An 11,035-nucleotide genomic window follows, 5' to 3' on the forward strand; every position below is an offset into this window, starting at 1 on the left:
GGACCCCTCTTGACTTCCACGCATTACCACTTAAAAGATTTGAATTCGATAAGCAACAGTCACCGGGATTGAGATGGACAGACAACGAGTCGAGCCGCGCGTGCGCCGTTGTGGGTCCCCACTCCGCGAATAAATCAGACAGGGGCATTCGCTTGCCTTCCGCCAGCAATCAGCACCGGTCCCCCTCGGGCCGGCCTCATTCCCGTTGTGTCACATCCGGCCAGCGGCGCTTCTGGTTCCTGGACCAGTTGGAGCGCCACAATCCCTTCCACAATCAGCTGGTCTCGCTGGAACTTCACGGGGTGGTTGAACCGTCCGAGCTGGCGCGACGTCTCGCGGCCTTGACCCTGCGACACGACATCCTGCGCGCGCGATTCACGGCGCACGAAGGACAGCCGTTGCAACAGATACAGCTGGAGCAGCCTCCGGCGTTCCGCCAGGTGGACCACCAGGGTCTCCCGCCCACCGAGCGCGAGGCCCGGGAGGCGGCGCTCGCGAGCGAGGAGGCGTTGCATCCGTTCGACCTGGAGACCGGGCCGCTGCTCCGCGCGACGCTGGTGAAGCGGGACGCGGCGGCGCACCTGTTGCTTTTGTCATTCCATCAGATGGTCTGCGACGCGGGCTCGGTGCCGGTGCTGGTGGAGTCGCTGGCGGCGGTGCTCAGCGGGCGCGACGACGTGGCGGGGCCGTACGTGGAGGTCGCCGAGCGGCAGCAGCAGTGGCTGCGCTCGGCGGAGGCGAAGCAGCAGGTGGAGGCGTGGCGCGTGGCGCTGGACGGCGCGCCCCAGGTGCTCGCGCTCCCCACGGACCAGGCGCGGCCGACGGTGCAGACGTACAACAGCGCGACCGGGCGCCAGGGCGTGCCGCTGGAGCTGACGCGCCGGCTGGAGGCGCTCGCCCGGGCGGAGGGCGCGGACCTCTTCGACGTACTGCTCGCGGCGCTCCAGGCGGTGCTGTATCGCTACACCGGCCAGGAGGACCTGTGCATCGGCACGCCGTCGAGCCTGCGTGAGCCGTCCGAGCGCGGCGTGCTGGGCTGGTTCGGGAACATGCTCGTGCTGCGCGGTCACCCGCGGGCCGACACGTCGTTCCGCGAGCAGGTGTCCCAGGCGCGCCGGACGCACCAGTGGGCGCTCGCGCACGCGGCCGTGCCGTTCGAGCACCTGGTGGAGACGCTCCAGGTGGAGCGGAGCCTGGTCTACACGCCCTACTTCCAGGTGACCCTGGAGCTGGAGTCCGCCCCGCCCCCGTCGTTCGCGACGCCGGGCGTGAGCGTGCGGCAGCTCCCGCTGGAGAACCGCTTCGCGCGGTATGACCTGTCGCTGACGGTGACGCCTGGACCGGCGGGGCTGGAGCTGGCCTTCACCTACAACGCGGACCTGTTCCACGCGGACACCGTGCGCGGACTGCAGGGCCACCTGCTCAACGTGCTGCGACACGCGGTGGAGGCGCCGGAGACCCGGCTGGGTGAGCTGTCGCTGTTGTCCGCGGAGGAGCTGGAGCGGACGCTCCGGACGTGGAACGAGACGACGGCGACCTACCCGCGCGAGCGGCTCATCCACGAGCTCATCGCCGAGCAGGCCCGCCTGCGGCCCGACGCGGTGGCCGTCACGAATGGCGAGGGGCGCCTCTCGTATGGCGAGCTGGAGCGCCGCTCGAACCAGATGGCCCACGCGCTGAGGGCGCGGGGCCTGGGGCCGGGGCGGCTCGCGGGCATCTGCGTGGAGCGCTCGCTGGAGATGCTCGTCGGGCTGCTCGGCATCCTGAAGGCCGGCGGCGCGTACCTGCCGCTGGACCCGACGTATCCCCGGGAGCGGCTGCGCTACATGCTGCGCGACTCGGGCGCCGCGCTGCTGGTGACGCAGGAGCGGCTCGTGGAGCGGCTGCCGTCCCAGGACGTGCCCGTGCTGGTGCTGGAGCAGCAGGCCCTGGACGCGCTCAGCGCCGAGCCGCCCCTGGTGCGCATGACGTCCGAGCAGCCGGCGTACGTCATCTACACCTCCGGCTCGACGGGCAAGCCCAAGGGCGTGCTGCTGTCGCACCGGGGGCTGGTCAACCACGTCACCTCGCTCCAGGGGACGTACCAGCTCACCGCGGAGGACCGCATCCTCCAGTGCACGTCCATCAGCTTCGACATCTCGCTGGAGGAGATCTTCCCCACGCTGGCCACGGGCGCCACGCTGGTGCTGCTGCCCTTCGAGCGCCTGCCGTCCGTCGCCGAGTTCCTGCGCATGGTGGAGCACGAGCGTCTGACCGTGCTGAACGTGCCCACGGCGTACTGGCACGAGTGGGTCACCGACGCGACGCTCCGACAGGCCCAGCCTCCGCCGGACGTGCGGCTGGTCATCGTGGGCGGAGAGCGCGCGGCGCCGGAGCAGCTCGCCGCGTGGCGCGCGCTCACGGGGGAGCGGCTCGGGTGGTTCAACGCCTATGGCCCCACCGAGGCCACCATCACCTCCACGCTCTTCGCGCTGCCGCCCGGCGCCCCCACGCCCGGCGCGCACCTGGGCATCCCCATCGGCCGGCCCATCGCCAACACGCGGGTGTACCTGCTGGACGCGAACGGACGCCCCGTGCCCGTGGGCGTGCCGGGTGAGCTCTACATCGGCGGCGATGGCCTGGCGCACGGCTACCTGGGCCGACCGGAGCTGACCGCCGAGCGCTTCGTGCCGGACGCGTTCAGCGGCGAGCCGGGCGCGCGCCTGTACCGCACCGGGGACCTGGCCAGCCAGTCGCCGGACGGGCAGCTGCGCTTCCTCGGGCGCGTGGACCACCAGGTGAAGGTGCGCGGCTTCCGCATCGAGCTGGGGGAGCTGGAGGCGCACCTGATGGAGCACCCCGCGGTGCGCGACGCGGTGGCGGTGGCGCGCGAGGACTCGCCGGGGCAGCCCCGGCTGGTGGCCTACGTGGTGCCCTCGCCCCCGGGCGAGGCGTGGGGTGACGCCATCGACGAGCAGGAGCTCAACAACGAGCAGATCTCCCAGTGGCAGACGCTCTACGACGACGCCTACCACCGCGCCGCCGACGAGGAGGACGGCGAGTTCAACACCGCGAGCTGGAACAGCAGCTACACGGGCCAGCCGATCACGGCCGAGGAGATGCGCGAGTTCGTGGACCACTCGGTCCAGCGCATCCTGGACCTGAAGCCCCGGCGGGTGCTGGAGATTGGCTGCGGCACGGGCCTGTTGCTGGTGCGAATCGCGCCGCACTGCGAGCACTTCACCGGCGCGGACTTCGCGCAGGGCGCGCTCAAGGGCCTGCAGCGCTTCGTGGACAAGATGTCGCCGAAGCTCGGCTCGGTGGCGCTCCTGCACCGGGGCGCCGAGGACTTCACGGGCATCGAGCCCGGCTCGCACGACACGGTGGTCATCAACTCCGTGCTCCAGCACTTCCCCACGGTGGACTACCTGGTGAAGGTGCTCGAGGGCGCGGTGGCCACGGTGGGCGAGCGGGGCCGCGTCTTCGTGGGCGACGTGCGCAGCCTGTCGCTGCTGGAGTCCTTCGCGCTCTCCGTGGAGCTGTTCCGGGCGCGGGACACGCTGCCGCTGGAGCAGCTGTCCCAGGCCGTCCGGCGGCGCGTGTCGCTGGACAACGAGCTGGTGGTGGACCCGGCGTTCTTCCTCGCGCTGCGCGCCCACCTGCCCCGCATCCAGCGGGTGGACCTGTGGCCCAAGCGCGGCCAGCACCACAACGAGCTGACGTGCTTCCGCTATGACGTCGTGCTGCACGTCGGCGACGCGGCCGAGGCCGTGGACCCGTACGCGGGCACGGTGCTCGACTGGAAGCGCGACGGGCTCAGCATGGCGAAGCTGCGTCGGAGGCTCGAGACGGAGCGGCCCGAGCAGCTCGCGGTGACGCGCATCCCCAACGCGCGCCTCACGGAGGTGCGGCGGGCCCGCGAAATCCTGGAGCGCGACGAGCGGCCCTCGACGGTGGGAGAGCTGCGCGCCGAACTGCGCAGCCAGCCCGAGCCCGACTGCGTCAACCCGGAGGAGCTCTGGGCCCTGGAGGCGGAGCTCCCCTACGCCGTCAGCCTGCACTGGTCCGGCGGCGAGGAGGACGGCGCCTTCGAGCTGCGGCTCCTGCGGCGGGGCGCGGTGGCGCCGCCGCTCACGCCGTCCACCGAGCGGGCCTTCGTGGCGAAGCCGTGGCGCGCGTACACGAACCAGCCGCTGCAGGCGGCGCTGACGCGGCAGCTGGTGCCGCTGCTCCAGGAGCACCTCAAGCAGCGGGTGCCCGAGTACATGGTCCCCTCGGCCATCCTCAGCCTGGATGTCCTGCCGCGCACGCCCAACGGCAAGGTGGACCGCAAGGCGCTCCCCGCCCCCAGCCAGGCGACCCTCGCGCGGCAGGTCGAAGCGGAGGCGGCGCGGACGCCGGTGGAGGAGCTGCTGGCCGGCATCTGGGCGGAGGTGCTCGGAGGCAACGCCTTCGGACTCCACGACAACTTCTTCGAGCTGGGTGGCCACTCGCTGCTCGCCACGCAGGTCATCTCGCGCGTGGGCCGGGCCTTCGGGGTGGAGCTGCCCCTGCACGCGCTGTTCGAGACGCCCACGCTTCGCGGGCTCGCGGAGAAGGTCACCCAGGAGCTGAGGACCCGGCGGGGCGTGAGCATCCCCCCCGTTCGCGCGGCGGCCCGGGGCGACACCGTCCCCGCGTCCTCCGCGCAAGCACGGCTGTGGTTCACGCAGCGGATGGACCCGACGGGGGTCTCCTACAACACGCCGTTCGCCCTGGAGCTGAAGGGGCGGCTGGACGTCCCCGCGCTGGAGAAGAGCCTCCAGGCGCTGGCGCGACGCCACGAGGCGCTGCGCACCACCTTCCGCGAGGTCGACGAGGCGCTGGTCCAGGTCATCCACGCGTTCGAGCCTCGGCCCCTGCCCGTGGTGGACCTGGGCGGGCTGCCCGAGTCCGAGCAGGAGCAGCGGCGCCAGGAGACGCTGGACGCGAACATCCGGACGCCGTTCGACCTGGAGCACGGCCCGCTGCTGCGTCAGGTGCTCATCCGCATGGGCGAGGAGGACCACCTGCTGCTGCTGACCCTGCACCACATCGTCTCCGACGGTTGGTCCATGGGCGTGGTCGTCCAGGAGCTGGGCCGGCTGTACGCGGCCTTCCGGGATGGGCTGGAGTCACCACTGGAGGAGCTGACGCTCCAGTACGCGGACTATGCCCTGTGGCAGCGGCAGTGGCTCCAGGGAGAGACGCTGGAGCGGGGGCTGACGTACTGGAAGCAGCAGCTCGGCTCGTCGTCGGGCGAGCTGGTGATGCCCACGGACCGCCCGCGTGCCTCGGCGACGCACCACCGCTCCGCCATCCAGCGGGCCCGGGTGAGCGCGGCGCTGGTCGCACAGCTCGACGCCCTGTGCCGTCGTGAGGGCGTCACCCTGTTCATGACGCTGCTGGCCACCTGGAACATCCTGCTGAGGCGCTACAGCGGACAGGTGGACATCAACGTCGGCACGCCCATCGCGAACCGGCACCGCGCGGAGATCGAGGGGCTGGTCGGCTTCTTCGTCAACTCGCTCGTCCTGCGCACGGACATGTCGGACGCGCCCTCGTTCCGCGCGCTGATGCACCGGGTGCGAGACGCCGCGCTGGAGGCCTACGCGCACCAGGACATCCCCTTCGAGCGCATCGTCGAGGCGGTGAGCCCCGAGCGCCGGTTGGACCAGCATCCGCTGTTCCAGGTGATGTTCGCGCTGCACAACGCGCCGCTCCAGCCGCCGACGTTCGACGAGCTGAGCATGTCGTTCGAGGAGCTGGGCACGGGCACGGCCAAGTTCGAGCTCATCCTCACGACCGAGCAGGACGGGTCGGAGCTGGACCTGGCGCTGGAGTACGACACAGACCTGTACGACGCGGCCACCATCGAGCGCATGCTGGGCCACTACCAGACCCTGCTCGCCTCCGCCGTCCAACACCCGGGCGTCTCCATCACCGCGCTCCCGCTCCTCACCGACGCCGAGCGCCAGCAGCTCCTCGTCGACTGGAACGCCACCTCCACCGACTTCCCCCGGCACCAGTCCATCCACCAGCTCTTCTCCGAGCAGGCCCGGGCCACGCCGGAGGCCATCGCGCTCCACTTCGGTGAAGAGGTCCTCACCTACGCCCAGCTGGAGGCGCGCGCCAACCAGCTCGCCTGGCACCTCCAGTCCTTCGGCGTCCGTCCGGACACGCTCGTCGGCCTCTACCTGGAGCGCTCCCCCACGCTCATCACCGCGATGCTCGCGTGCCTCAAGGCGGGAAGTGCCTATCTGCCGCTGGACACGTCCTATCCCCCTGAGCGCCTGGCCTTCATGCTCCAGGACGCACGGGCGCCGCTCCTCGTCACCACCGAGGCCCTCTCCGCCAACCTCCCCGTCCCGAGCGGCGTGCACGTCATCGAGCTCGACTCGGATGAGCGCGCCATCTCGCGGCAGCCCACGCGGGCCCCCGCGACGGAGACGGCCCCGTCGAACCTCGCGTACGCCATCTACACGTCGGGTTCGACGGGTCAGCCCAAGGGCATCGTCGTCCCCCACCTCGGCGTCGTGCGCCTCGTGCGCGACTCCAACTTCGTCCAGCTCTCCGCGGCCGACCGCATCGCGCAGATCTCCAACGCCTCCTTCGACGCCGCCACCTTCGAAATCTGGGGCGCCCTCCTCAACGGCGGCGCGCTCATCGGCGTCCCCCGCGACGTCTCGCTCTCGCCTTCGCTCTTCGCCGAGTACCTGCGTCGCGAGCGCATCTCCGCCCTCTTCATCACCAGCGCCCTCTTCACGCAGATCGTCCACCAGGTCCCCGACGCCTTCGCCACGGTGTCCACCGTCCTCTTCGGCGGGGAGATCGCGGACACGGGGGCCGTGCGCTCCGCCCTCCTCGGCGGACCTCCCCAGCGGCTCATCAACGCCTACGGCCCCACGGAGAACACCACCTTCAGCACGTGGCACCTCATCTCGCGGGCACCTCCGCCGGGCCACGCGGTGCCCATCGGCATCCCGCTCTCCAACTCCACCGTCTACGTGCTCGACGAGGCGCTCCAGCCCGTGCCCATCGGTGTCCCGGGTGAGCTGTACCTGGGCGGCGAGGGCCTGGCGCGCGGCTACCTCCACCAGCCCGCGCTCACCGCGGAGCGCTTCGTCGCCCATCCCTTCGAGCCCCAGGCCCGGCTCTACAAGTCGGGCGACATCGTGCGCTGGCTGCCGGACGGCCACCTGGAGTTCGTCGGCCGACGCGACCACCAGGTGAAGATTCGCGGCTTCCGCATCGAGCTGGGCGAAATCGAGGCCGCGCTCACGCGGTCCCCGGACATCGACGAGTGCGTTGTCCTGGCGCGCGAGGACAGCCCCGGAGACCGGCGGCTCGTCGCCTACTTCACGTCGTCGCGGGCCCCGGCCGTCCCGGAGCTTCGCGAGCGGCTCAAGGGCTCGCTGCCGGAGTACATGGTCCCGTCCGCCTTCGTCCGCCTGCCGAGCCTGCCCCTCACGCTCAACGGCAAGGTCGACCGGAAGGCGCTCCCCTCACCCGACGGAGTCTCCGCGCCCACCGACAGCTACGTCGCGCCGCGCACGCCCATCGAGGAGCTGCTCGCCAACCTCTGGGTCCACCTGCTCTCGGTCCCCCGTGTCGGCGTCGAGGACAACTTCTTCGACCTGGGCGGGCACTCCCTGCTCGCCACGCAGCTGCTCTCCCGCATCCGCGCGAACTTCGGGAAGGAGCTGCCGCTTCGAGCCCTCTTCCAGAACGCCACGGTGGCGGGACTCGCGCAGCTCTTGTCCTCGCCCATGGAGGACACGGAGACGGGCCCACTGGTGCCCATCTCGCGCGACCAGGAGCTGGAGGCCTCGTTCGCGCAGCAGCGCCTGTGGCTCGTCGACCAGCTCGAGCCGGGCAGCTCGTTCTACAACGTCCCCATGGTGCTCCGCGTGAAGGGGCCGCTGCAGCCGCGAGTGCTGGAGCAGGGCCTGGATGCGCTCGTGCGCCGCCATGAGGCGCTGCGCTCCACGTTCGAGCACCGGGGTGGACGGCTCCTGGTCCAGGTGGCCGAGGACGCCCCCGGGCACACCCTCCCCCTCGTCGACCTGACCCACGTCCCGGCCGAGGAGCGGGAAGCGCGGGCACGACAGCTCATCGAGACCGAGGGCCAGCGCCCGTTCGACCTCGCCCGCGGCCCGCTGCTGCGCACCCTGCTCGTCCGCCTGGGCGAGACCGAGCACCTGCTGCTGCTGACGGTGCACCACATCATCTCGGATGGATGGTCGCTGACGGTCCTCTTCCAGGAGCTCGGGACCTGCTACGAGGCCTTCGCCGCCCACGAGACGCCGAACCTCCCGCCGCTGACCATCCAGTACGCGGACTTCGCGCACTGGCAGCGCAAGTGGCTGCAGGGCTCGGTCCAGCAGACGCAACTCGACTACTGGAAGAAGCAGCTGGCCGGAGCGCCCTCGCTGCTGGAGCTGCCCACGGACCGTCCTCGCCCCGCCACCCAGCGGCACCGGGGCGCCACGCGGTGGTTCAACCTGGAGGCCCCGCTGGTCGAGGCGCTGCGCAAGCTGAGCCGCCAGGAGGGAACCACGCTGTTCATGACGCTGCTCGCGGCGTGGCAGACCCTGCTGTCCCGCTACAGCGGGCAGGTGGACATCAGCGTCGGTACCCCCTTCGCCAGCCGCAATCGCGCGGAGCTGGAGGGGCTCATCGGCTACTGCATCAACTCGCTGGTCATGCGCACGGACCTGTCTGGTGCGCCGTCGTTCAAGGAGCTGCTGCGCCGCGTGCGCGAGGTGGCGCTGGATGCGTACGCACACCCGGATGTCCCCTTCGAGCAGGTCGTCGAGGCGCTCCAGCCCCAGCGGGACCCGCGCCACACGCCGCTCTTCCAGGTGATGTTCAACCTCCAGAGCATCTCCACGACCCCGTTGTCGATTCGCGGCTGCGAGGTCCACCCCGAGGAGGTCCAGACGGGCGCCGCCAAGTTCGACATGCTGATGGCGCTGGAGGAGACCTCCACCGGCATCGTCGGCGAGTTCGAGTACGACACGGACCTGTTCGACGCGACCACCATCGAGCGCATGCTGGGCCACTTCCAGACCCTGCTCGCCTCCGCCGTCCAACACCCGGGCGTCTCCATCACCGCGCTCCCGCTCCTCACCGACGCCGAGCGCCAGCAGCTCCTCGTCGACTGGAACGCCACCTCCACCGACTTCCCCCGGCACCAGTCCATCCACCAGCTCTTCTCCGAGCAGGCCCGGGCCACGCCGGAGGCCATCGCGCTCCACTTCGGTGAAGAGGTCCTCACCTACGCCCAGCTGGAGGCGCGCGCCAACCAGCTCGCCTGGCACCTCCAGTCCTTCGGCGTCCGTCCGGACACGCTCGTCGGCCTCTACCTGGAGCGCTCCCCCACGCTCATCACCGCGATGCTCGCGTGCCTCAAGGCGGGAAGTGCCTATCTGCCGCTGGACACGTCCTATCCCCCTGAGCGCCTGGCCTTCATGCTCCAGGACGCACGGGCGCCGCTCCTCGTCACCACCGAGGCCCTCTCCGGGAAGTTCCCGGTCCCCGATGGCCTGCACGTCATCGATCTCGACTCCGACGAGCGCGCCATCTCCCGGCAGCCCACGACGGCGCCCACGACGAACACCGCGCCGTCGAACCTCGCGTACGCCATCTACACGTCGGGCTCGACGGGCCAGCCCAAGGGCATCGTCGTCCCCCACCTCGGCGTCGTGCGCCTCGTCCGCGGCTCCGAGTACATCCAGCTGTCCTCCCAGGACCGCGTCGCCCAGGTCTCCAACGCCTCCTTCGACGCCGCCACCTTTGAAATCTGGGGTGCGTTGCTCAACGGCGGCGCGCTCATCGGTGTCCCTCGCGACGTCTCGCTGTCCCCCTCGCTCTTCGTCGAGTACCTGCGCAACGAGAAGGTCTCCGTCCTCTTCATCACGACCGCGCTGTTCAACCAGCTCGCGAACCAGGTCCCGGGCGCCTTCTCCACGCTGTCCACCGTGCTCTTCGGTGGCGAGAACGTCGACGCCGGCGCGGTCCGATCCGTCCTCCTCGGCGGTCCCCCCTCGCGCCTGCTCCACGTCTACGGGCCCACGGAGAACACCACCTTCAGCACGTGGCATCTCGTCCCCCGGGCCCCCCTGCCCGTGCACTCGGTGCCCATCGGCGTCCCGCTCTCCAACTCCACCGCCTTCGTGCTCGACGACGCGCTCCAGCCCGTGCCCGTCGGTGTCCCGGGTGAGCTGTACCTGGGTGGCGAAGGCCTGGCGCGCGGCTACCTCCGCCAGCCCGAGCTGACCGCGCAGCGCTTCATCCCGAACCCCTTCGCGACCGGGGGCCGGCTCTACAGGTCGGGCGACATCGTGCGCCGGTTGCCGGATGGCCATCTGGAGTTCGTCGGCCGACGCGACCACCAGGTGAAGCTCCGTGGCTTCCGCATCGAGCTGGGTGAAATCGAAGCCGCCCTGCTCTCGCAGCCCTCGGTCGACGCGTGCGTCGTCATCGTCCGCGAGGACGTGCCGGGAGACCGGAGGCTCGTCGCCTACTTCACCTCCACGCAGCCGCCCTCCAGCACGGACCTGCGCGAGAGCCTCAAGCGCTCGCTGCCGGAGTACATGGTCCCGTCGGCCTTCGTCTGTCTCGCGGCCCTGCCGCTGTCCCCCAACGGCAAGGTCGACAAGAAGGCGCTCCCGTCGCCCGACGCGGAGGGCTCGCGGACCGATGACTTCGTCGAGCCCGGCTCTCCGGTGGAGAAGGTCGTGGCGGAGCTGATGGCGGAGATCCTCAACGTCTCACGCCTCGGCGCGCACGATGACTTCTTCACGCTGGGCGGCCACTCCCTGCTCGCCACGCGCTTCATCTCCCTGGTCCAGGAGATCCTCCAGGTCACCGTCCCGCTGCGAGTCCTCTTCGGGAATCCGACGGTCGCGACCTTCTCGGAGGCCCTCCTGAATCCCCCGGCGGACCGGGAGGAGCTGCTTCGCACCGCGGAGCTGGTCCTCTCGCTGTCGTCCCAGCCCGACGAAGCGGCCCTCGACTGAGCGCCGCGCCTCTC

Annotated in this window: 1 protein-coding gene; it reads left to right on the plus strand. The window is 70.8% G+C overall.

What is annotated here, in order from left to right; all coding sequences use genetic code 11:
* The first annotated feature begins 110 nt into the window (after positions 1-110).
* A complete protein-coding gene (locus AC6JA9_RS25720; RefSeq protein ID WP_497957985.1) occupies positions 111-11,021 on the plus strand; it encodes an amino acid adenylation domain-containing protein in 10,911 nt (3,636 codons plus the stop codon).
* The last annotated feature ends 14 nt before the right edge of the window (positions 11,022-11,035 follow it).

The organism is Myxococcus sp. MH1 (assembly GCF_059738865.1).